The 22,473-nt window shown below is 74.0% G+C and carries 21 protein-coding genes; 9 read left to right on the top strand and 12 right to left on the bottom strand.

The features are described from left to right. The first annotated feature begins 35 nt into the window (after positions 1 to 35). Positions 36 to 254 carry a hypothetical protein gene (locus tag WME85_RS02545; RefSeq protein ID WP_437834999.1) on the top strand — a complete coding sequence of 73 codons (219 nt, stop codon included), beginning with the start codon at positions 36 to 38 and terminating at the stop codon, positions 252 to 254. A 166-nt stretch (positions 255 to 420) separates the two neighbouring features. On the opposite strand, the gene WME85_RS02550 is transcribed toward WME85_RS02545, so the two are convergent. The 3 genes from WME85_RS02550 to WME85_RS02560 form a co-directional block, all read right to left on the bottom strand. Then, on the bottom strand, positions 421 to 1,779 hold the full coding sequence (locus WME85_RS02550; protein WP_437835001.1) for a hypothetical protein: 1,359 nt from the start codon (positions 1,777 to 1,779) through the stop codon (positions 421 to 423). Between the two features lie 70 nt (positions 1,780 to 1,849). Then, positions 1,850 to 2,437, bottom strand: coding sequence for an HdeD family acid-resistance protein (locus tag WME85_RS02555; RefSeq protein WP_437835003.1), 588 nt, complete (start codon positions 2,435 to 2,437; stop codon positions 1,850 to 1,852). Between the two features lie 249 nt (positions 2,438 to 2,686). Next, positions 2,687 to 3,265 (bottom strand): protoglobin family protein, encoded by a 579-nt coding sequence (locus WME85_RS02560; protein WP_437835005.1) that lies wholly within the window; start codon positions 3,263 to 3,265, stop codon positions 2,687 to 2,689. A 266-nt stretch (positions 3,266 to 3,531) separates the two neighbouring features. On the opposite strand from WME85_RS02560, the gene WME85_RS02565 reads away from it, so the two are divergent. Then, the gene (locus WME85_RS02565) at positions 3,532 to 4,422 is read left to right on the top strand and encodes an SDR family oxidoreductase (RefSeq protein ID WP_437835007.1); all 891 of its coding nucleotides are present in this window, start codon (positions 3,532 to 3,534) and stop codon (positions 4,420 to 4,422) included. 287 nt (positions 4,423 to 4,709) lie between these two features. Here the strand turns inward: WME85_RS02565 and WME85_RS02570 are convergent, their stop codons facing one another. Both WME85_RS02570 and WME85_RS02575 read right to left on the bottom strand, forming a co-directional pair. Further along, the gene (locus WME85_RS02570; protein WP_437835009.1) at positions 4,710 to 5,144 is read right to left on the bottom strand and encodes a hypothetical protein; all 435 of its coding nucleotides are present in this window, start codon (positions 5,142 to 5,144) and stop codon (positions 4,710 to 4,712) included. 53 nt (positions 5,145 to 5,197) lie between these two features. After that, entirely contained in the window at positions 5,198 to 5,917 is a 720-nt protein-coding gene (locus WME85_RS02575; RefSeq protein ID WP_437835011.1) for a hypothetical protein, read from the bottom strand. Between the two features lie 85 nt (positions 5,918 to 6,002). Here WME85_RS02575 and WME85_RS02580 point away from each other — a divergent pair, with 85 nt between their 5' ends. The 3 genes from WME85_RS02580 to WME85_RS02590 all read left to right on the top strand — a co-directional run bounded on the left by WME85_RS02580 (position 6,003) and on the right by WME85_RS02590 (position 8,682). Then, positions 6,003 to 6,644: an O-methyltransferase gene (locus WME85_RS02580; protein ID WP_437835013.1), complete on the top strand. Its 642-nt coding sequence runs from the start codon at positions 6,003 to 6,005 to the stop codon at positions 6,642 to 6,644. A gap of 89 nt (positions 6,645 to 6,733) precedes the next feature. Next, positions 6,734 to 7,663, top strand: a complete 930-nt coding sequence (locus tag WME85_RS02585; protein WP_437835015.1) for a type III pantothenate kinase — start codon at positions 6,734 to 6,736, stop codon at positions 7,661 to 7,663. After that, the gene (locus WME85_RS02590) at positions 7,660 to 8,682 is read left to right on the top strand and encodes a FecCD family ABC transporter permease (protein WP_437835017.1); all 1,023 of its coding nucleotides are present in this window, start codon (positions 7,660 to 7,662) and stop codon (positions 8,680 to 8,682) included. The genes WME85_RS02585 and WME85_RS02590 overlap by 4 nt, the downstream gene beginning before the upstream one ends. 24 nt (positions 8,683 to 8,706) lie before the next feature. Here WME85_RS02590 and WME85_RS02595 read toward each other — a convergent pair whose 3' ends face one another. From WME85_RS02595 to WME85_RS02610, 4 genes are all read right to left on the bottom strand, one after another. Further along, the gene (locus WME85_RS02595) at positions 8,707 to 9,105 is read right to left on the bottom strand and encodes a (deoxy)nucleoside triphosphate pyrophosphohydrolase (RefSeq protein ID WP_437654308.1); all 399 of its coding nucleotides are present in this window, start codon (positions 9,103 to 9,105) and stop codon (positions 8,707 to 8,709) included. 90 nt (positions 9,106 to 9,195) lie between these two features. Further along, positions 9,196 to 10,350: an FHA domain-containing protein gene (locus tag WME85_RS02600; RefSeq protein WP_437835019.1), complete on the bottom strand. Its 1,155-nt coding sequence runs from the start codon at positions 10,348 to 10,350 to the stop codon at positions 9,196 to 9,198. 179 nt (positions 10,351 to 10,529) lie between these two features. Continuing rightward, positions 10,530 to 11,150: a Holliday junction branch migration protein RuvA gene (ruvA, locus tag WME85_RS02605; protein WP_437835021.1), complete on the bottom strand. Its 621-nt coding sequence runs from the start codon at positions 11,148 to 11,150 to the stop codon at positions 10,530 to 10,532. Continuing rightward, on the bottom strand, positions 11,147 to 11,662 hold the full coding sequence (locus tag WME85_RS02610) for a hypothetical protein (protein ID WP_437835023.1): 516 nt from the start codon (positions 11,660 to 11,662) through the stop codon (positions 11,147 to 11,149). The genes ruvA and WME85_RS02610 overlap by 4 nt, the downstream gene beginning before the upstream one ends. Before the next feature lie 325 nt (positions 11,663 to 11,987). Here WME85_RS02610 and WME85_RS02615 point away from each other — a divergent pair, with 325 nt between their 5' ends. The 3 genes from WME85_RS02615 (at position 11,988) to WME85_RS02625 (ending at position 15,720) form a co-directional block, all read left to right on the top strand. Beyond that, positions 11,988 to 12,404, top strand: coding sequence for a hypothetical protein (locus WME85_RS02615; RefSeq protein WP_437835025.1), 417 nt, complete (start codon positions 11,988 to 11,990; stop codon positions 12,402 to 12,404). Then, on the top strand, positions 12,401 to 13,732 hold the full coding sequence (locus WME85_RS02620) for a LysM peptidoglycan-binding domain-containing protein (RefSeq protein WP_437835027.1): 1,332 nt from the start codon (positions 12,401 to 12,403) through the stop codon (positions 13,730 to 13,732). Before WME85_RS02615 ends, WME85_RS02620 begins: the two co-directional genes overlap by 4 nt. A gap of 335 nt (positions 13,733 to 14,067) precedes the next feature. Then, complete coding sequence (locus WME85_RS02625; protein ID WP_437835028.1) at positions 14,068 to 15,720, top strand: tetratricopeptide repeat protein; 1,653 nt, start codon at positions 14,068 to 14,070, stop codon at positions 15,718 to 15,720. Positions 15,721 to 15,801: 81 nt separating this feature from the next. Here WME85_RS02625 and WME85_RS02630 read toward each other — a convergent pair whose 3' ends face one another. Both WME85_RS02630 and WME85_RS02635 read right to left on the bottom strand, forming a co-directional pair. Continuing rightward, on the bottom strand, positions 15,802 to 16,173 hold the full coding sequence (locus WME85_RS02630) for a hypothetical protein (RefSeq protein ID WP_437835030.1): 372 nt from the start codon (positions 16,171 to 16,173) through the stop codon (positions 15,802 to 15,804). A gap of 148 nt (positions 16,174 to 16,321) precedes the next feature. Then, complete coding sequence (locus tag WME85_RS02635) at positions 16,322 to 16,834, bottom strand: hypothetical protein (protein ID WP_437835032.1); 513 nt, start codon at positions 16,832 to 16,834, stop codon at positions 16,322 to 16,324. A 298-nt stretch (positions 16,835 to 17,132) separates the two neighbouring features. Between WME85_RS02635 and WME85_RS02640 the strand changes: the two genes are divergently transcribed. Next, positions 17,133 to 17,723, top strand: a complete 591-nt coding sequence (locus WME85_RS02640) for a Uma2 family endonuclease (protein WP_437835034.1) — start codon at positions 17,133 to 17,135, stop codon at positions 17,721 to 17,723. Positions 17,724 to 17,801: 78 nt separating this feature from the next. Here the strand turns inward: WME85_RS02640 and WME85_RS02645 are convergent, their stop codons facing one another. After that, positions 17,802 to 22,463, bottom strand: coding sequence for a sigma 54-interacting transcriptional regulator (locus WME85_RS02645; protein ID WP_437835036.1), 4,662 nt, complete (start codon positions 22,461 to 22,463; stop codon positions 17,802 to 17,804). Positions 22,464 to 22,473: the final 10 nt, after the last annotated feature.

Here is a 22,473-nt window from a genome sequence, read left to right on the forward strand (position 1 = left end):
GCATGCGGACAGTGAACCCATAAGGAGGACAACCCATGATGCGTAAGATCCTGGCCATGCTTCTGGTTTCCACGATTCCCCTGGCGGCGGGCTGTTTCGTCGACGCGGACGACGACGAGCCGGGCGAGAGCGGCGATGACTGCATCACCGCGTGTTCGACCGATCATGACGACTGTGTCTCGGCCTGCGACGATGACGGCGACTGCGTCACGGCGTGCGACGAGGAGTACGACTGCGACTCCATCTGCGTCTGATTGCGTCTGATTGCGTCTGATTGCGTCCGAGCGCGCTGCGCGCGTCGTCGTCTAGCGGTCAGCGCACGTCGCGCCGCCCGTGAACCGCTCCCGCTTCAGGCCCGACGGCCGGAGCGGGAGCGCTTCATTTCCGGGTCTGCGCGCCGTCGCGCCGCCGCGCCGCCGCTCACCGAGGCCGCGCGGGCAGGTGCCGCGAGAGCCGCGCCGCGAGCGAGGGGCGCTTCCGGAGCGCGAGGCGCTTCGGCTCGATCCCGGCGGGGAAGGCCGCCTCGGCGAGCGCGGGCATGAGCGCCTGATCGACGTTCTTGAGGGCGACCACGCGCTCTTCCCTCCGCTCGATCCACACGAGCTCGCCGTCCTCGGCCCGCCCGAGCCGCGGCTCGCCGCCGTCGATCGCCTCGCCGCCGTAGAGGCGCCAGAGTGCGGCCTCGACGCCCGCCGCGGCCCCGTCGTCGTCCCACGCCGACGCCCACGCGGTCCCTGTCGCGCCCGTCTTCCGGTCGCGCACGAACAGGGCGCGATCGCCGTCCCACGCCGCGGCGAGCGCGCGCATGTCCCCGAGCTCGGGCGTGCCGTCGAGCGGGCGCAGGAGCAGGTACCAGAGCCACTCGCCCATCGAGTCCCAGTCGAGCGGCTCGAGCTCATCGGCGAGCTCGGCCGGCAGCTCCTCCAGGCCGACGCGCTCCTCGGGGTCCTGGTCGTCGAGGGCGATGATCTGCTGGGTGGTCGCGGGGGTGCGCTGCGAGAAGAGCGCGTCCTCTCGGGACCAGTCGAAAGGGAAGGGCTCGCGGGCGACGGGCGCCGCCGCGCTCGCGCCGGTCAGGTTGTGAGCGCAGTACTCGAACCCGAAGCCGTAGGCGAACGACGGATAGTCGACGAACAGGGCAGGGACCTCGCTCTCCTGGAGGACCTCTTCCCCGGCCGCGTGGATCGACGCGATGACAGGCGCCCAGCTGAGTCGATCCAGATCGGCGTCGTTGCGCTCCTGCTGGAGGTAGCGCACCTCGGCGAGCATCGCGTCGCCCTCGGCGGCCGCCCGCAGCGCGAGGTGCGCGTCGCTCGTCAGCAGCGCGTCGCCGAGCGCGCCGAGGTCGAAGTGCTGGTCCTGGAGCCCGTGCACGTACTCGTGGATGAGCACGTGATCCTCCACCTCGCCGATGAGCGCGATCGCCTTGTCGGCCGACGAGTACCAGGCGGCGGCCAGGTCCTGCGAGCCGCCGAGGATGGCCCGCAGATCGGCGTCCGGCGAGAAGTAGCCGAGTCGGCCGTAGGTCGCGGCGAGCGCTTCGAGCTCCTCCTCCGCGAGCGCGTTGGCGGCCTGCTCCGCCTCCGCGTCGACCTCACCCCGCGTGACCGTGCGGACCGGCACCGCGCTGTCGAAGGACAGCTCGCGCACCTGCTCCGCGCGCATGGCGAGCCAGGCGAAGCGGCTGGCCGCGTGATCGCCCTCGTCGCCGCAGCCGGCGACCATGGCAGTCGATGAGAGCAAGAGGACGAGCGCTGGGTGCCCGAGGAGTGAATTCATGCCCTGCCGCTCAGGATACCCGCGCCGCGCTGGGTCCGTGGAGGGCTTTTCTCTCGCGTCGAGCGCCGCGCTACAGGGCCCGCGCTCGCCAGAGCCCGCCGAGGTGGTGGCCGTAGCTCGGGGGCCGGCGCTGGTGGGCGCGCAGCGCGAGGCCGGAGATGAGGAGGGTCGCGCCGAGGACGGTCGCGTAGGCGCCGACCCACAGCACGAGGGCCAGGGCGCCCGCGCTCGGGAGCGCCATCACGAGCACGCCGAGGGCGACGGCGAGCACGCCCGCCAGCGCGAGCAGCCACTCGCCGGCGAAGCGGCGGCGGAAGTGGACCGCCACCACGATGTCCCGGATGCCGCCCACGATGGCCCACGCGGCGACGAGGTAGAGCAGGACCAGCACCGAGAGCCCGGGCCAGGCGAGCGTCACGATGCCGCCCGCGAGGCTGATGAGGCCGTGCGCCGCGCTCGCCCGCCAGCGCTGGCCGCGCTGCGCGCAGCGCGCCGCGCCGGTGAGCGCGATGACCGACTCGACGACGAGGTACACGCCGAAGATGACGACGAGCGCCCCGAGGCTGTGTCCAGGCAGGAGCAGGGTCAGAAGCCCCAATCCCAGCGCCGCGACCCCGCGGAGCGCCAGGATCCACCAGCTATCTGTCGTCCTTCGCATGCAGGGGCGCGCGGCAACACGCGTGCCGCGCGCTCCTCCTGCGCGCCGGCGCCCCGCCCGCGCGGAGACACGTCGAGACCCGGAGGCGATTTGTCACGATCGTGGAAGGACCGTGGCAGAAGAGGGCGAACTCTTCTTCACCGCGACATGCGTGGAGCGGAGATTAACCGCCTCTCCGGTGGTCTTCAGCACGTCATTGGCAGTGGTAGCACGTCATGTGCCTGGCGGCGGCGCCGCGCTGCTCGCGGATCAGGTCGCCGGCAGGTGGTGGCGCGCGAGGAGGTCGTTCTGGATCCAGAGCAGCTTGTTGAAGGCGCGGAGCGTGCGCACCTCGGCCTCGCGATCCAGGCCGAGGGACAGGATCGTCTGCAGGAGGGCGTCCGCCACGAAGCCCATGAGGGCGTTCATCTGCACGAGCGGGACGACCAGCTGGGCGTTGCCGGCCCTGGTCGTGTGGATCTTCCCCACCATGTCGAGGTAGGAGACCATCTTCGCGTCGTAGGGGTGGGTGACGAGCCGGACGAGATAGTCCCCGAGGTGCTTCTTGCGGAACTTGATCTGCTCGTGGTTCAGCGTGAGCGACAGGAGGTCAGTCGGCGTCTCCCCCTCGTAGCCGTGCTGCTTCGGCACGAAGTGGCGCTTCGTGGCGTCGTAGAGGAACAGCTTCTCGTACACCGCGTCGACGAGCGCCTCGACCCGCGGGGCCAGGTGCAGCGCGGCCCCGTGGATGGCGCCGATGTCCGCCTCTCCGAAGCCGATAAACTCGATGAGATACGAGAACCGATATTCGAGATCTGATTCCAGACGCTTCTCGTCGATGTGTTTCATGGCACCGATGCTCCTCTTCTCCATCGCGCCGGGCGGCACGCCGTTGAATAACGCCGGAGGACGACACCGGAGCGACTGCCCGCTGTCAAGCCTCGAGGTGAGGACCCGCCGGCGATCACCGCTCGGCTCGCCGCGCGTCAGCGTCAGGGGCGCTCCGATCCGGAGTGCAGGCGCGGACCGATGGCGGGGCTGTAGGGCCGTCGTTATTGCCAGATCCCGCCGGGAGCGCGATCGGCCTCCCGCACGGCACAGCACCAGGAGGAGGCATGCAGAACACTGGACCGACGCAGGATCCGAAGGACGCGGGCCCGAAGCCGCCTTTCGAGGGCAAGAGCCAGGAGCGGCCCGGCATCGAGGCCAGGATGGATCCGAGGCCCGACTACGGCGAGTCGTCGTACAAGGGGCTCGGCCGGCTGAAGGACCGCGTCGCGCTGATCACCGGCGGAGACAGCGGGATCGGCCGCGCGGTCGCGCTCGCCTTCGCCCGGGAAGGGGCCCACGTGGCGATCGCGTACCTGAGCGAGCACGAGGACGCGAAGGAGACCGCGCGGGCCGTCAAGGAGGCGGGGCGCGAGGTCATCACGATCCCCGGCGACCTGGCCGACGAGGCCCATTGCCGCAAGGTCATCGAGGAGACGGCCCGCAAGTTCGGGAGGATCGACATCCTCGTGAACAACGCTGCAGAGCAGGGCAAGTCCGCCGAGCGCTTCGAGGACATCGACGCCGCGCGCGTCGAGCGCACCTTCCGCGTCAACATCGTGGCCATGTTCCACCTGGTCCGGCACGCGCTGCCGCACATGAAGGAGGGCAGCTCGATCATCAACGTCGCGTCGATCCAGGCGTACCAGCCGAGCCCGAACATCCTCGATTACGCCTCGACCAAGGGCGCGATCGTCACCTTCAGCAAGGGCCTGGCGCAGGACCTCATCAAGCGCGGCATCCGGGTGAACACGGTGGCGCCCGGGCCGGTCTGGACGCCGCTCATCCAGCAGTCGTTCCAGGAAGAGAAGGTGGCCACCTTCGGCAAGGACTCCCCGATGCAGCGCCCGGCACAGCCGGTCGAGCTCGCCCCGGCGTTCGTGTTCCTGGCCTCCAACGAGGCGAGCTACATCAACGGCGAGGTCCTCGGCGTCACGGGCGGCAAACCGCTCTCATGACCCGCTGACCGGTCGCGCCCCCACGACCGATCCGAACCACGACGACCGCCGGGTACATCAAGAGGTGCCGTAAAATTCTTCTCTTGACGTCCTTGGCGCTCTCGTCGGTCTCCATTCCTCTGACCCACCCCCGGCCCTGGTGGTGGCCGGATTTGAACATGAAGGCGGGAAGGCGGGAAGAAAAGATCAATGATCTTCCTGCCTTCCCGCCTTCATGTGAATCACTCCGGGGCAAATTGGGCCACCACCCCGGCCCTGGCAGGCTCAGCGCAGCGCCGAGCGCCGGCCTACGGGTCGGCGAGCTGCTTCAGGTCGACGTGCACGCCGAGGTGCAGCAGCGCTTCCTCGGGCCTCGTGAAGGTGGCCACGGGCCTGACATAGCCCTTCGAGAGACGCCCGACCTGGAGCACCCCGATCGCGCTCTTCAAGATGACAGCGGTCTTCTTGAAGCCCTGCAGCAGCTGCGCGTTGCGCTGCGCGAAGGCCCCCTCGAACCGGTCGTCGTTGCGCATCGGTGCGTCCCGGGCGTCCACGAGCAGGACAGAGCGCTGCTTCGAGATCAACGCGATCACCTGCTCGATGCGGTCGAAGTTCTGCTCGAGCACCTCGATGCTCGGGTACTGCAGCGAAGATCGCGTGAGCACAACGAGCTGCTGAGCGGAATCGTGATGGACGGACGTGTACGGGTTCCGCTCGAGCTGGCGCACGCCGTGGAGAGGCACGGGCGCATGCTATGCCCGTTCGCCTGGGGCGTCGACCCCCGTGGTGCGCTGCATTACCGATCCTCGCACGCCGCGCCGCACTGCGCGCCCTGGCAGTCGGAGACCGCCTGCGCCGCCGGCGCGCCGTCCGCGTACAGCATCGCGCACTCCTCCGCGCAGCCCGCGTCGCCCGCCTCGCACGCGTCGGCGCACGCGAGCAGCGCCCTGCACGAGGGATTGGCGACGCACGCGTTCATCTCGGCCGCGCACCCGGCGAACCGGCAGGACTCGCACGCCGACAGCGGGACTCGCGACGGGCACTGCGCGCTGCACAGCTCGGACGCACAGCCACCTTCGAGGAAGCTGTCCGAGATGCCCGCCGCGTGCGCGGTCAAGCACGTCTGCTGGCACGGCTCGTCCCCTGCAGCGCAGATCAGAAAGCAGTTGGCCAGCGCGGCGCACTCCGGGTTCTCCTGGCACGTACAGAAGGTGTCCTGACACCGCAGCGAGAGGCAGGTCGAGCACGGATCGCCGAGCGAAGCGCACGCGTAGCCCGGCTCTCCCCCGGCCCCGCCGCTGCCGCTCGTCGTGGAGCTCGCCCCTCCGCCCGAGCCGGCGCCGCCCGCTCCTCCGGCGCCGCCCGTCCCGGCCGTCCCGGCGCCGCCCGTTCCTCCGGCGCCGCCCGCTCCTCCGGCGCCGCCCACTCCTCCGGTGCCGCCGCCGCCCGGCTCCGAGCTGCACGCCGCCGCGAGGAGCGCCGCCGCGGCGCACGCTTTCCAGGAAGAAAAGGCCATGGTGGACGCTACCTCGAACGCCGGCGGCAGCTCAAGCCGGGGTGCGGAGCCTGGTGCTATCGTGGCGCCGAGGAGGAGCCTCTCCATGCCCCCTATCGCCAATCCAGAGCTCGAGCGCTACGCCCACGACCACACGGAGCCGCCTGCCGCGCTGCTCGACGAGCTGCGCGAGTACACCCGGGCCCACGACTCGAGGGCGGGAATGCAGGTGGGCCGGATCGAAGGCACCCTGCTCGGGGTGCTCGTCGCGCTCATGCAGGCGCGCCGGGTGCTCGAGATCGGGACGTTCACGGGCTACTCGGCGCTCAGCATGGCCCAGGCGCTCCCGCCGGACGGCGAGCTCCTCACGTGTGACCGCGACCCCGAGGTGGCCCGCGTCGCCCGGTCGTTCTTCGACCGCAGCGAGCATGGCAAGAAGATCCGTATCGCCGTCGGCGACGCCCTCGACACGATCTGCGCCCTGCCGGCGAGCCCGCCGTTCGATCTCGTGTTCATCGACGCCGACAAGGTGCGGTATTCGACCTATTACGAGGAAGCCCTCCCGCGCCTCCGCCGCGGCGGGCTGATCGTCGCCGACAACACGCTCTGGAGCGGCGAGGTCCTCGCCCCCGAGACCGAGGACGGCCGCGCGCTCGCCGACTTCAACGACCTCGTGGTCCGGGATCGGCGGGTCGAGAAGGTCATGCTCACCGTGCGCGACGGGGTGACCCTCGCGCGCAAGCTCTGAGGGCGAGCGCCCCTCTGTCGGGCGCCGCCGCGGCCCCGGCCACGAATCCTGGCGGGATCCAGGGCGCGCGGCGCTAGAGTCCCGCCAGCATGCTGCTCGCCATCGACGTCGGGAACACCAACATCAGCTTCGGGGTGCTGGAGGGCGAGGCGCTGCGGCACCACCTGCGCTGCGAGAGCGCGCGCTCGCGCACCGCCGACGAGTACGCCGTGCTCGTCCGGCAGATGCTCGACCTCCGCCGCGTCGACCTCGGCCGCATCGACAGCGCGGTCATCGCGAGCGTCGTCCCGACGCTGACCGACACCATGGTGGGGCTCGTCGAGCGGGCGTTCGGGATCGAGCCGCTCGTCGTCGGGCCGGGCATCAAGACCGGCATGTCGATCCTCTACGAGAACCCGCGCGAGGTCGGCGCCGACAGGATCGTCAACGCGGTCGCGGCGCACGAGTGGATGAAGCGGCACCCGGAGCCGCACCATGCCCAGCCCGCGCCGGGGCGCGAGCACGCGAGCGAGGCCGGCGCGGCGCGGGGCGGCGCCGAGCCCGGCCGCGGCGACAGCGCCGCCACCGGCGTCATCGTCGTCGACTTCGGCACGGCCACGACGTTCGACTGCGTGACCCCGAAGGGCGAGTACCTCGGCGGCGTCATCGCGCCGGGCATCCAGATCAGCGCCGAGGCGCTCTTCTCCCGCGCCGCGCGGCTCTCCCGCGTGGAGATCGCCCTCCCGCCCCGGGTCGTCGGCCGCAACCCGGTCCACTCGATGCAGTCGGGCATCGTGTACGGCTACGCGGGGCTCGTCGACGGGCTCGTGGGCCGGCTCCGGCGGGAGCTCGGCTACCCGTGCCGGGTCATCGCCACCGGCGGCCTGGCGCGCCTCATCGCGCCCCAGACCGAGACCATCGAGGTGGTCGACGACGACCTGACGCTCACCGGGCTGCGCCTCATCTACGAGCGGAACGCCGAGCGCGGCAGCGGCCCCGGCAGCCTGCCGCCGGCGCCGCGCGGGGGCAGCCAGGATTGACGGCGCTCGCGGCCGGCCGCGCGCCTCGATCTGCCCGCGCGCTCGCCCTCGCCGCGGCGCCCGCGGCGCTCTTCCTCGCGCTCCTCGCCGCCGTCCTCCTCGGCGCCGAGCCCGTCTCGGTCGAGCGCGCCCTCGCGGGCCCCGGCCTCGACCGGACCCTCCTGCTCGACGTGCGCCTGCCGCGCGTGCTCCTCGCGGCCATCTCCGGCGCCGGCCTCGCCGCCGTGGGCGCCGCCTTCCAGGCGCTGCTCCAGAACCCGCTGGCCGAGCCGTACGTGCTCGGCGTCTCCGGCGGCTCCGCGCTCGGCGCCGCGATCGCGATCGCGCTCGGCGTCGGCGCGTCGACCGTGCTCGGCGCGACGCTCCTGCCCGCGGCGGCGCTCGCCGGCGGCCTCGTCGCGACGGTGCTCGTCTACGCGATCGCCCGCGGCGCGGCCGAGGGCACCTCCGGCGCCTCGATGCTCCTCGCCGGGGTGATCGTGAACTCCATCGCGTCCGGCCTCATCACCTTCCTGAAGACGGTCGTCTCCCCGTCGCGCTCCCAGCAGCTGCTCCGCTGGCTCATCGGCTTCGTCGAGCTGCCGACGACCTCGGCCCTCCTCGGCGTCGCCGCCTACGTCGTCGCGGGCTGCGCCGTGCTCGTCGCCGACGCCGCGCGCCTGAACCTGCTCTCGCTCGGCGACGAGTCGGCCGAGACCCTGGGGGTCGACGTGCGGGCCGTCGAGCGCCGGATCTTCTTCGCCTCCTCGTGCGTCGTCGGCGCGATCGTCAGCCGCACCGGCCTCATCGGCTTCGTCGGGCTCATCGTCCCGCACGCGGTCCGCCGGCTGGCCGGCGCGGACCTGCGGCGGGTCCTGCCGCTGTCGCTCGTCGCCGGCGCCGTGCTGCTCACGACGTGCGACCTGCTCGCGCGGCTCCTCTTCCGGTGGCTCGGCACCGAGCCGCCCGTCGGCGCGGTGACCGCGGTCCTCGGCGGGCCGCTGTTCCTCGCGCTGCTGCGGCGCTCGCCGCGCGCGTGAGCGCGGCGCGGGCGCGTCACGCCATCACGCCATGCCGAGGAGCTTGTTCATGCTGGCCTCGTCCGCCGGCGTGAACGGGTAGCGGTCGAACTCGGCGCTCGTGACCCACCGGAACGCGTTCACGGCCAGCGAGGCGAGCTCGCCGCTCTTGATGTGGCACTCGTAGAGGTACAGGTCGACGACGTAGCGCTCGTACGGGTGGCTCACGAACGAGATCAGCTGGCGCACCTCGATCTCGACGCCGAGCCGGTGCCGGACCTCGCGCTTCAGCGCGGCCGCGTCGGTCTCGGTCTCCTCCACGCGTCCACCGGGGAACTCCCAGAGCAGCGGCAGCACGGCGGTCGGGCGGCGCTGGGTGATGAGGTATCGGCCGTCCTGCTCGATCACGGCGGCGACCACGCGGATGGTGCGGACCATTTCCATGGCGGGTGTCTCAGGGATGCCCAGCGTACGACGGGGCGTCGGGTTGTGCGAGCGGGACGGTCGCGTCCTCGGGGCTCGGGTCTCGCTCCGTCACACGGTGATGCGGAAGAGCTGCTGACCCATGAGGAGGATGTCGCCTCCCGTGATCTCGGTCTCGCCGAGGACGCGGAGGAAGGTGCCGTTCGAGCTGCCCAGGTCCGTGAGGAACAGCCGGCCGCCCTGGAGCGAGATCTGGCAGTGGAGCCCGGAGACGTAGCCGTCCTCGGGGAAGAGGATGTCGCCGCGCTCGCGCCCGAGGTGCAGGCCGGTGTCGGGGACCGGGAACGCGTTGCCCGTCGCGTCCCGGCCGATGATCAGGGCCAGCCGCGCGACGTAGCCCTTCGAGGGGCTGCCGAGCCGCTCGACGCCGTCGGGCGTCGCGGGCGCGGGGGAGAGCGACTCCAGGCGGATGATCTCCTGGCCGATGCGGAAGACGTCGCCGTGATCGAGCTGCACCGGCGTGTCCCGGCGCAGCCGGCGGTAGACGCCGTTCAGCGAGCTCTCGTCCTTGACGAAGAGCCGGCCGCCCTTGATCGAGAACGTCGCGTGGCGCGGGGAGAGGTAGCTGTCGCCGCCGAAGATCGCGCCGCTGTCGCGCCCGATCGTCGTGGGGTTCATGGGCAGGGTGTACGTGCCCGCCTCGGTGCCGTCGGCGCGGAGCGCCGTCAGCACGACGTTCGAGGCGCCGGACGTCGACACGACCGGCGCGGGCGGCTGCACCGACGGGCTCGCCGGCTTGAGGAGCTTGAAGCCGCAGAGCGCGCAGAACTTGTTCGTCGGCGGGTTGGGCTCCTGGCACTGCGGGCAGACGACGATGCCCGCGCCGGCCGCACCGGAGGCCGACGCCGCCGGGGCGGCCGCGGGCGCCGCGGCTGCAGCCGCCTTCCGGCTCGTGCCGGTGTCCTCTCCCCGGACCGGGGCGGAGAACGCCGCGGGGTCGATGAGCGCGGGCGGCGCGGGCGTGTTCGCCGGGGGCTGGGACGGGCGCGGCGGGGGCGCGAGCCCGGGGCCCTTCTGGGCGCCGGTGCCGATGGCGGTCGGCTCATCGCCGTAGTTCTGGGCGCGCGAGACCGCCGGGACGCCGTGGGGCGGGGTGCCCGCCGCGAACTTCTTCGGCGAAACGTCGCGAGGCAGCTCGGCGCCGCAGCCGAGGCAGAACTTGTAATGGTCCTGATTTTCCTTGGAGCACTTCGGGCAGGTGATCACCAGGCCTCCTCACAACGAGCGACCAGACGGGGTCTCAGGGCAAACGGCGGCGGGAGCATATTCGCCGCGGCCGCCTTCTGTCGACTGTCTGTCGCTCTTCCGTGCACGGTCGGGCGCCGCGGGCCGTCCGCCGGGGCGCTGTCGTTCAACCTGCCGCCCGGTTCACCGCGGCGGGCGGCTCACTTGGACAGCAGCGCGAGCGCGTCGCGCACGAGGTCGCCGAGCGGGGCGGTGTCGACGCGCGCGCCGAGGGCGTTGACCGCGCGTTCGGCCTCGGCCGGCCGGTAGCCCATGCGGGTGAGCGCGCTGTGCAGGAGCTCCTGCTTCGCGCCGGCGGCCGCGGGCGGCGGGGCGGCGGGGGAGAGCGGGACCGCGGGGAGGTTGATGAGCTTGTCCTTCAGCTCGAGGACGAGCCGCTCGGCGGTCTTCTTGCCGACCCCGGGGATGGCGGTGAGGCGCGCCGTCTCCCGGCGCGCGATGACCGCGGCGAGATCCGCCGCGCCGAGCGCGCTGAGGATGGCCAGCGCGATCTTCGGGCCGATGCTGGAGACGCCGATGAGCACGCGGAAGGCCGCCCGGTCCTCGCGGGTCGCGAAGCCGTAGAGGAGGAGCGCGTCCTCGCGCACGTGGGTGTGGACGAACAGGGTGATCGCGTCGGAGCCGGTCGGGGCGGCGATGCCGCGCGCGCGGCCCAGGGCGCCGAGCGGGACGGTCACCTCGTAGCCGACCCCGCTGACGTCGAGCACGACGGTGCCCTCGTCGCCCTCTTCAACGACGTGGCCGGACAGCCGGCCGATCAATTGACCTTGGCCCCTTGCTGGATCCACCTGCGGATCGCGTCCCGCTCCGCCGCGGGCAGCGGCTCGCCGCCGTAGGGCATCGGGTCCCCGCAGCTGTCGGGGGCGCACTCGAGGTCCCCGCAGCTCAGGGTGCCGTCGAGCTTGTGCATGAGGAAGCTGTTCGCGGGGTCGCCGGCCGTGATCCGCGGCATCCCGGACGGCGACCTCGAGGCGACGCCGACGTTCTGGGCGACGATCGCGTCCACCTGCGCCGGCGTGGCCTGCTCGCTCAGCCCCGGACCGAGGTACGCGAAGCCGGCCGAGCCGGCCTCGGCGCCGTGGCAGGTCGAGCTGAACGAGCAGGACCGCTGGAAGACCGGGAGGACGTCGGTCGTGAAGCTCACCTCGGGGGTCGCGCCGTCGAACTTGCTGTAGTCGAAGCACGCGCTCGGCGCGGGCTCCGTGCCGTCATCGCCGCACGCGGCGCCGGCGCACGCCGTCCCGACAAGGAAAATCAGAAAGAGTTTCCGCACGTTCACCCTCGCAGGCAGATGCCGGGGTGGTGCTGTCATTTGCCCAGAGAGGGTTCACATGAAGGCGGTAAGGCGGGAAGATCATTGAGATTTTCTTCCCGCCTTACCGCCTTCATGTTCAAATGACAGCACTACCGATGCCGGGGCGGGACCCTAGCAGAACTGCGCGCGCTCCGTAACGCGCGCCGTCGCGCCGGGCCGCGCGCGGCGCCGCCATCGGGGGGCGCGCGGTCCGTGCCGTCATCGCCGCGCGCGCGGCGATGACGGCGCGGAGATCGCCGCGCGTTTGGCCGGCCGGCGCCGCGGCGGGTAGGCTGGGCGCTGCATGACGATACGCCTGGGCATCTGCTCGATGGGGCTGTCGCTCGCCGCGCTCGCCGCCGGGTGCGGCGGGGGGCGGGACGCGATCGATCAGCAGCTCTCCGAGCTGCGCGCGGAGATCGTCCGGGTGCGCGCCGAGAACGCGGTGCTCGCGGACCGGGTGGGCTCGCTGGAGCTCTCGCGCGGCGGCCCGCGCGGCGCGGAGCGCCCCGCGGCGACCGAGGCCCGCGCCGCGTCCCGGGAGGAGCCGGACCGGCCTGACCTCGAGGTGGTGCGGCTCGCGCCGGAGCCGGCAGAAGACGACGCCGCGCGGTCCCCGGTGCTCCGCTCGACCGCGAACGGCGTCGTGATCGACGAGCCCCGGGGCGGAGCGCCGCCGCCGAGCCCGCCCCCCTCCACCCTGTCGAGGCGCAAGCGATGAAGTTCCCCGTGAAGGCAACGCTGGTCCCGGTCTCCCTGGCGCTCGCCGCGGCGCCGCCGCTGGCGCTGGCCCAGGATCAGGGCGGCGAGGAGGGCGCCGGCGCCGGCCAGGGCCCGGGCGTCACCGTGGTCCAGCTCCCGCAGGCCGAGCCGACCGTCGAGACGCAGGTGGTGGTGCCGGGCTACCCGCAGCCGGGGTTCGATCCGAACGCCCACCTGCCGTCGAGCTCGCGGGGCACGACGGACACGTCGCGCGCGTCGGACGGCTTCGATCTGAGCCGCCGCAGCGAGGGCCCCGCGTCGGTGCGGGGCGGCGCGAACGGCAGCTACGTCGTCGAGGGGCAGTTCGTGCCCGAGTCGCACTCGGTGCGGCGCGGCGACACGCTCTGGGACATCTCGGGCAGGTACTACACGAACCCCTACGCGTGGCCGCAGGTCTGGGCGCTCAACCCGCAGCTCCAGAACCCGCACTGGATCTACCCGGGCGACCGGATCCGGCTCCGCGACCCGAACGAGGGGCCGACCCGCGGCAACATCGGCTCGAGCGCCGCGCGGCGCGGGGGGCGGGTGGTGCCGAAGACGATCTTCCTGCGCGACCTCGGCTGGGTCGACGACGTGAGGAAGGACACGTGGGGCGAGCTCGTCGCCAGCCCCGAGGACCAGATGCTCCTCAGCGAGGGCGACGACGTCTATCTCCGCCTCGCGGACGATCACGACGTCGCGATCGGCCAGGAGCTCACGATCTTCCGCGAGATCAAGAAGGTGAAGAGCGGGGACGCGCGGGGCGAGCTCGTGACCGTGCGCGGCACGGCGCGCGTGGACCGCTACAACCCGAAGACGCACATGGTGCGCGCGCGGCTCGTCGAGTCGCTCGACGTGGTCGAGCGCGGCGACAGGGTCGGCTCGGTGGCGCGCCGCTTCGACGTGGTGCCGCCGGCGAGCGCCGACCAGGACCTGGAGGCGCGCATCATCGCGGCCGTCTACCCCTACCAGCTCTTCGGGCAGCACCAGGTGGTGTTCATCGACAAGGGCGAGAAGGACGGCGTGAAGCCGGGGCAGCGCTTCTTCGCGGTCCGGCGCGGCGACAGGTGGGTGCAGCAGCTCGGCGGCGCCGGCAAGCTGGCGACGCTCAGGCCGAAGGTGCAGGACGAGCGGCCGGCGCAGGTCGACACGCCGAAGTTCGGCGTCGACGAGGAGCTGCTGCCCGACGAGACCTACGCCGAGCTGCGCGTCGTGCACGTGCGCGAGCGCACGGCAGCGGCGCTCGTGACGCAGTCGATGCACGAGGTCGAGCGCGACGCGGTGCTCGTGTCGCGCAAGGGCTTCTGACCCCCGGCCGCCGGGCGCGGCCGGCTGCGGGCAGGGCTGGGCGGCGGGCGAGGCGGGCTGCGAGGCGCCCCCGCGGGCGCTCGCGTGAGGGAGCGAACCGCGGCGGCGCGGCCTCGAAGGAGGCTGCCAGCCGCGCAATGCCCTGGTCGTCGGGGTCGAGCGCCGCGCCGACCCCGACAAAACGTGGCGGCCCTCGCCGGACGTCGGCAACGTCAGCGGTCGGGAACCTCGGAAACATCGGGGAACACTGCACGCAGAACGAAGCCGAACGACGCCGGCGGCGGCGCAATGTCTCCACGAGGGGGGCGCCGCCGCGGTATGATGATCCCTATTCCATGCGCCTCCGCGCCGACGCCCAGTACGAGCCGAAGGGGGTGGATGCAGATCCCCCCACCCAGCGGTCTTTCGAGAGCGTGACCGATCGCTGCGCGCCGAAGAGCGGCCCGCTGGCCGAGGCGCTCGGGGAGAGCGCGATGCGGGGCCCCCGCTCGAGCGGCGCGCCGCCGAGCCTCGAGGGCACCGTCCCCGAGGCGCGCGGCCACGCGCTGCGCGAGCGCGGCAACATGCTGCTCCGGCGGAACGACTGCGCGAGCGCCGCGCGCGACTACGACGAGGCGCTCGCGCTCTTCCGGGCCGCGGGCGACGTGCTCGGCCAGGCCCAGGTGCTCATGGACCGCGCCGCGCTGCGCCTGCGGGAGGGCGTCCCGGTCCAGGCGGTGCGCGACTACGACGAGGCGCTCGCGCTGTTCCAGGCCGCGGGCGACCGCGCGGGGGAGGGGGACGCGCTGCGGGCGCGCGGCTTCGCGCGCGCCGAGGAGGGCGACCTCGGCGGCGCGGTCTGCGACTACGATCTGGCGATCCAGCTCTTCCTGCAGCTCGGCGATCGCGAGCCGCTCAAGCCCCGCGCCGACGCGCGCAAGACGCCCGCCGACTCCGACGGCCCGGGGACCCTGGAGCAGCCGCGCGCGCGCCCGTACGGCGCCGCGCACGGCCGGGCGCTCAAGTCGCGCGGCGATCTGCGCGTTCGCCTCCGCAACCTCCCCGGCGCCGCGCGCGACTACAGCACCGCGCTCGCGCTGTTCCAGAGCGCGGGCGACCGGAGCGGGCAGGCCAGCGTGCTCAAGGCGCGCGGCGACATGCGCCTCGGCCAGGACAACGTGACGGGCGCCGCGCGCGACTATGACTGGGCGCTCACGCTCTACCAGGCCACCGAGGACCACCTCGGGCACGCCAGCGTGCTCAAGGCGCGCGGCGACCTCCGGACGCGGCAGGGGGACCTCGCGGGCGCCGAGCGGGACTACGATCAGGCGCTCGAGCTGTTCACGACGACGCGCGATCTCCTGGGCCAGGCCGTCGTGCTCAAGGCGCGGGGGGATCTGCGCTCGCAGCAGGAGGACCTCGTGGACGCGGTGCGCGACTACGACCGCGCGCTCGCGCTGTTCCGCTCCGGCTTCGAGCGCCGCGGCCAGGCCGCGACGCTCAAGGCGCGCGGCGACCTCCGCCGCGCGCAGTTCGAGCTGGTGGCGGAGCTCGTGGGCGTCGCCGCCGCCGACGCGTCGGACCTGGAGGACGCGCTCTCGGACTACGATCAGGCGTTCGCCCTGTTCGAGGTGCTCGAGGACGGCGCCGGCCAGGCCGGCGTGCTGCGGGCGCGCGGCGACCTGGCGCGCATCCAGGGGGAGCTCGGCGCGGCGCTGGCGTTCTACCTGGGCGCGAAGCGGCTGCTGGAGGTCGCGGGCAACGCCCCGGAGCTCTCCGCCATCCTCGCCGAGATCGCCCGGATCCACGCGCTGACGGGGCGCGCGGCAGAGGCGCGCGCCGCGGCGGAGCAGTCGCTCGCGCGCGCGGATCGCACGACGAGCCCCGAGTACCGCGAGCTGGCGGAGGCGGTCCTCTCCGGGCGGATCACGGGGAGCCAGGAGGAGGGCGCCACGCGCGACTCCAGGGTGCCGAGCACCCCGAAGCGCTACGAGCGAGAGCGGTACTGACGCCGCAGCTCGTCAGCCCCCCGCACCCTCCTCGCGCAGGGCCGCCATGTCCCGGTATCGGCGCCGACGCGGGCGGCGCGATCAGCGCCGCCGCTTGCCGCGCGCGGGCGTGCCGCTGCGCGGGGCCGGCTTGCCGTTGGCGCGCGGGGCGGGCCTGTCGCCGCCGGGGCGCGGGGCGGGCCTGTCGCCGCCGGGGCGCGGGGCGGGCCTGTCGCCGCCGGGGCGCGGGGCGGGCTTCTCCGGCGGCGCCTCCGTCGTCCGGACGACGAGCAGCGCTCGCCCGCGCTCGAACGTCGGCGTCACGCTGACGTAGCCGTTCTCGCGCGCGAAGCCGGCCATGTCGCCGCGGTGCTCATCCATGTGCCGGCTGAACCGCGTCCAGAGATCGCGCGCCTCCTCCTCGGAGAGGGGCGCGCCGTCGATGGAGGCGGCGAGGTTCGAACGATCGCTCACGGGGTCCTGTGCGCGTGGCGCGGCGGCGCGACCGAGATGGCGCGCCCGCTCCACGCCGCGGAAGCCTGCCTGGCGGCGCGCAGCCCGGCAAGACCGCAGCGAGAGCGGCCGGCCAGGCGGCGCGCGCGGGGCCGCGGGGGCGCGGCGGTCAGCGCCCGCTCCTGCCCGGGAGCGCCGCGGCCGAGAGCGCGATCGCCGGGTGCCCGTGCCACAGCCGCCGGGTCATCGCCCTGGCGCGCTCCACGAGGTCGGCTCCGGCCCGCAGGGCGCGCGACGCGTCGCCGCCTGGCATGGACGACGCGCCCGCGGATCCCTCGCCCGCGCTCGCGCGCCAGTAGACGACGAACGTCGCCAGCGCTTCCGCGTGGATCGCCGCGCTCGACGGCTCGCCGTCCAGCCGGCGCGCCTGATCCGCGACCGCGAGGAGCGCCACGGCCCGCTGGTACAGGGCGAGGGGCGAGGCGGGCGCCGCCTCGCGCACGGACGGCCGCCGCGCTCGCGCCCCGGCGCGCTCGTCGCCGCCGGCCGCCGCGCGCGCCGCGGCCGGCGCGCCGCCCGTGGCCAGGACATGGCCGAGGGCCTTCTGGTAGCTCTCCCCGGTCTCGCTCATGCGCGCGAGGACCCGCGCGCGGAGCCTCTTGTTCGCTCGTCGATTCGCCATTCGACCGCTCCCCGCGACCGCGCTCGCGTCGTCCCGGCACGACAGGCGGTCGCTCTGGAGGATCGCGACGAACCACCCGAAGGGCCGCGCCCTCTTCGCCCCTCTTACCGACCCTGCCGGGAACGGGCCGTGAGGAGCAGGGCCCGGGGAGAGCCCTCCATCGAAGAAAAAAGGTCGCGCAAAGGGGAGCCAGGGTCAAGGCGCCCGCTGCGGCGCAGAAGGTGCGTTCCGGCGGTCCGCACCCGCGCCGGTCCGTTGCCGCCTTGCCCCGCTGCCCGCCCCCAGGCAGGCTCTGGCCATGGGCGAGCCCGCCGAGAAGCAGCGCCGCGCCACGTACGCCGACCTCGAAGCCGTCCCGCCGAACAAGGTGGCGGAGCTCATCGGGGGCGTGCTCCACGTCATGCCCCGGCCGGCACCGCGGCATTCCAGGGCTGAGAGCGCGCTGCAGGGGGAGCTCTTCGGGCCGTTCGACCGCGGCCGCGGTGGGCCCGGCGGCTGGACCATCCTCGTCGAACCCGAGCTCCACTTTCCCGACCCGGGCGCGCCGGGCGAGATCGACGCGCTCGTGCCCGACCTCGCCGGCTGGCGCCGCGAGCGCATGCCCGAGCTGCCCGAGACGGCCTATTTCGCGCTCGCCCCGGACTGGATCTGCGAGGTGCTGAGCTCATCGACCGAGGAGTACGACCGCAACGACAAGATGTCGGTCTACGCGCGCGAGGGCGTGCGCTGCGCGTGGCTGATCGATCCGATCGAGCGGACGCTCGAGGTGTTCTCGCTCGCCCCGGGCCGGGTCTGGTGGCACGGCCCCGTCCATCGCGGCGCAGCGCGGGTCCGGGTAGAGCCCTTCGAGGCGATCGAGCTCGACCTCTCGGTGCTCTGGGCGAAGTAGGGCTGCACTCCTCGCCCGCCGCTCTCAAGCACGCCGCCAGCTTCGCCGCCGGGCTCCGCCCCGGGCGCGGCCCCCGCGTCACTGGATCCCGTACTCCTTGAGCCGCCGGTAGAACGTCCGGCGCGGCAGGCCCACAACCTGCGCCGCCTTCACCCGGTTCCAGTTACAGCTCGAGAGCGCGACGAGGATCCGCTCTCGCTCGCTCGCCTTGTGCGCGTCGAGCGACGTCTCGACGCGCGGGTCGCTCGGCGGCGGCGGCGGGATCCGGCCTGCGCTCGCGGGCGCCGCGCTGCTCGCGGGTGCGCGCGGCGCCGGCGCCGCCTCGGGGCTCCGCAGCGACCGCGGCGCCGCGTCGGGCAGCTCGAAGTCGTCGCTCTCCAGCTCGGGGCGGTCCGAGAGGACCCACGCGTTGAGCAGCACGTTCTCGAGCTGCCGCACGTTGCCCGGCCAGCTGTAGGCCGACAGCCGCTTCAGCGCGGCGCGGGAGACGCTGCGGCGATCGCGGCCGTACCGCGCGGCGAAGATCCCGAGGAAGTAGTCGATGAGCAGCGGGATGTCCTCGATGCGCTGCCGCAGCGACGGGACCCGCACCTCGACGACGTGGAGGCGGTAGTAGAGGTCCTCGCGGAACGTGCCGCGCGAGACCATGTCGGCGAGGTCCCGGTGCGTCGCCGCGATGACCCGCGCGTCGACCGGCTCCTCGCGCGCGCCGCCGACAGGGCGGACCACCTTCTCCTGCAGCACCCGGAGCAGCCCCGCCTGCATCTTCTGCGGCATCTCCCCGATCTCGTCGAGCAGGATGGTCCCGCCCGTCACCTCGCGGAAGAGCCCCTTGCGGTCGCGGTCGGCGCCCGTGAACGCCCCGCGCACGTGCCCGAACAGCTCGCTCTCCAGGAGGTGCTCCGGGATCGCCCCGCAGTTGACGCCGACGAACGGCTTCTTCGCCCGCGGGCTCGCGTTGTGGATCGTCCGCGCGACGACCTCCTTGCCCGTCCCGCTCTCGCCGGTGATGAGGATCGGGATGTCGGTGTCCTTCACCCGGTCGATCAGCGCGTACACGCGGCGCATCGCCTCGCTCGTGCCGACCAGCCCCTCGTAGCCGAAATGGCCGCGGATCACCGCGCGCGCCGAGCGCAGATCCCGCCGCGTCGCGGCGAGCTGCGCGGTCCTGTGGCCGAGCAGCTCCTCCAGCTTGGCGCGCGCGGCGCGCAGCTCCTCGTTGGCCCGCTCGAGCTCGCGGGCGCGGCGCTCGTTCTCGCTGACGAGGCGCGCGGTCTCGATCGCGATCGCCACCTGGTCGGCCAGCGCCGTCAGCGTGGGGAGCTCGGCCTCGAACTTCGCCGCCGCGCTCAGGCGCGTCTCCAGGTAGAGGGCGCCGATCACCTGCCCGCTCCGCTGCCGGATCGGCACGCAGGCGACCGACTGCAGCATGAGCTGGTGGACCGAGACGTAGTCGCTCATGCGCGCGTCGTCCCGCGCGCTCGCGGTCACGACCGGCTCGCCCGTGGAGATCACCCGCTCGGCGATCGAGCTCGAGAACCGCGCGTGCGGGTCGTCCCCGGCCTGGTCGCGGGAGGCGTGGATCGAGAGGTCGACCGCGCCCTCGCCCGCGGCGGGCGGCGGCTCGTCGCGCGGCGGCCGCTGCAGGATGATGAAGCCGCGCTCCGCCTGGAGGAGCGCGATCGCGTGGTCGGTCACCTTCGCGAGCAGGCGCGTGAGGTCGTGCTCGCCCGCGATCTCCCGGTTGATCTCGAGCACCCGCGCCAGCCGGTCCTCGCCGGGAGGGGTCGCCGCGCCCTGCGTGAACGGCACCGTGCGGCCGCTCATCAGCTCGAGCATCGCGGCCGCCCGGATCTCCTTGCGGCGCGCGTCGTTCCAGAAGACCTCCCGGAGGTCGCGCGGCAGCTTCGAGGCGATCTCCTCGAGCGTGATCAGCGCCTCCTCGCGGTCGTGGCGCGCCCGGATGACGTGCCCGCGCTCGGCCTCGAGCTGCGCCCGCGCCTCCAGCGCGCGCCAGATCCAGTCGCGCTGGCCCGCCGCGCGCGCGGCGTCGAGCGCCTCGTCGTACGCGGCCCGGGCCTGCCGCTCGTCGCGCGCGAGCGCCGCGACGCGCCCGCGCGCGAGCGCGAGCAGCGCGCGGTGCGCCCCGGTGGTCCCGAGGCGCTCGGCGGCCACGTCGATCTCCTCGCCGAGCGCGCGCGGGTCCGCGCCGGCCCGCGCCACGGCGAAGAGCACGCGCTCGAGCCGCGCCTCGACCCCGTCGACCCGCCGGCCGATCGCCTCGTACGCCTCGGCGCACTCCAGGCAGAGCCGCTCGGCCTGCTCGAGGTCGCCGGAGCGCGCCGCGTGCTCCGCCTCGAGCGCGAGCAGCTGCGCGTGCTGCTGCGGCGCGAGGTCGGCGCGGTGGGCGGCGAGCGCGTCGAGCGACACCCGCGCGCGCGCGAGCCGCCCGAGGTAGAGATCGAGGTTCGCGAGGTTGAGCAGCGCCTGGCGGATGGTCGCCACGCGGCCCGAGCGCCGGCCGAGGTCGACGGCGGCCTCGAGGTGGCGGATGGCCGCGCCGAGGTCGCCCTGCAGCTTCGTGAGCGCGGCCAGGTTCAGGCGCGTCGTCGCGAGCGTGCCCGCGTCGCCGGCCTGCTCCGCCGCGGTGAGCGCCTCCTCGTAGACCGCCTTCGCCTCGCTCAGGCGATCGTCCCGCTGGAGCGCGAAGGCGAGCGAGACGAGCGCGACCGACAGGATCCGCGGCTCGCCCGTGAGCCGCGCGAGCCGGACCGCGTGCTCGAGCGTGCGCTTCGCCTCCTCGTGCCGCGAGGCGAAGCTCTGCGCGAGCCCGCGCGTCGCCACCGCCTCGGCGGCGATCGCCTCGGGCGAGGCGCCGAACGCGGCGACCGGCGCGAGCTGCGAGCGCACGCCGCCGGCGAGCTCCGCCTCGAGCTTGATCGGGCCCACCCGCTCCACGGCCTCGCCCGCGCGGCGCTCCGCCTCGCCGTAGTCGCCGACGCGGACGAGCGCCCGGGCCATCTGCAGCGACCAGAACGCCCCCATCCCGTGGTCGCCCGAGGCCTCGACCTCGTCCTTCACGCGCTGGAGCTCGGCGAGCGCGCGCGCCGCGTCGCCGCGGTTCATGGCGAGCCGCGCGCGCGCGATCACGACGGCGGGCGAGCTGTCGCCCTGGTACCTGCCGAGCGCCTCCGCCGCCGCGTCGAAGTGGCCGCGGTCGAGCAGCCGGTGGATCTCCGCGGCGGGCAGCGCCGACCCGTCCGCGCCCGCGCCGCCCGGCCCGGACGCCGCCGCCCCGGAGGCGGGGGGCGCGTCGAGCAGCCGGTCGACGTCCTCGGTCGACGCGACGGGCGCGCGCGCGATGCGCGCGACGATGTCCCGGATGCGCCCCGGCCAACGCCCCGCGCGCGCGACGACGTGCGCGGCCACCGCGTCGCTCAGCGACGGGATGGTGCGCTGCACGAGCTCGCGGGCGACCTGCTCGTCGAGCGGCGCCATCTCGAGGCGCTCGAACCCGCGGCCGGCGAGCGCGGCGCGCGCGGGGGTCGCCGCGGCGCCCTGCGTGTTCTGCGCCTGCGCCCCGAGCACGAGCACGAGCTTGCCGCCGGCCTTCCGCACCTCGTCGAGCCGCTCGAGCGCCGCGTCGCCGAGCCGGTCGGCGTCGTCGACGAGCGCCGTCACCCGGCCGGGGTCGTGCCCGGACAGCTCGATCGCGAGCGCCTCGCGCGGGTCGGCGACGCTGGCCGCCTCGACCCACGCGACGCCGTACCCGCCGACCTCGAGCGACCACGCGATGCGCCGGAGCAGCGCGCTCCGCCCGGACCCGGAGGGCCCCTCGATCGAGAGCCCGCCGCCCGCGGGCAGGCCCATGATCTGCGCGAGCAGCCGCGTGGACGGCGCGTCCAGCCCGACGATCGGCCAGACCACCGCGTCCGCGCCCGCGTCGGGCCGCGCGCCCGCGTCGGCGTCGGGCCGGGCGGCCTCCTCGTGCGGCCCGCACGGGAGCCGCGCGGCGCGCCGGAGCGCGTTCGCGAGCTCGTCCGCGCTCGGGTAGCGCGCGTTCGGGTCCCTGGCGGTCGCCCGGTCGACCACCGCCTGGAGCGCGTCGACGACCTTCGGATCGCGCTCGCCCTCGCTGTCGCGCAGGGCCTCGGCGATCGTCGCGCCGAGCGCGAACACCTCGGCGCGGACGGTGAGCGGATCGCCCTTGAAGAGCTCCGGCGCCGCGTAGCGGGGCGTGAGGCCGAGGGGCCGCGCGCCGCCGTCCCGGAACGGCGCGGCGAGGCCGAGGTCGACGAGCGTGGCGCGGCCGCCGTCGCCGACGATGATGTTCGCCGGCTTCACGTCGCCGTGCAGCAGGAGGGCGCGGTGCAGGCGCGTGAGCTGATCGGCCGCGTCGGCGATGGCGGCGAGGTTCCTGGCCAGGTCGCCCCGCCGCGCGAGCAGGTCGGCGAGGCTCGTCCCGTCGACGAGCTCGCGCACCATGAACGGCCGCCCCGACCCCGACAGCCGGCCGAAGCGCAGCACGCGCGGCACGCCGAGGCCCTCGACGCCCGACAGCGCCGCCGCCTCGCGGACGAGCGCGAGCACCTCCGGCTCGTCCGCGTCCTCGCCGAGCGTCTTCAGCGCGACCGTCTTGCCGGTGATCCGGTCGCGGACCGACCACACCTCGCCGCCGCCGCCCTTTCCGAGCGTCCCGATCGGCTCATAGCGCGGGGGAAACAGCGGAGGCGGCGTCACGTCATCCCTC

The organism is Sorangium sp. So ce1153 (assembly GCF_051521595.1).
Classification (GTDB): domain Bacteria; phylum Myxococcota_A; class Polyangia; order Polyangiales; family Polyangiaceae; genus Sorangium.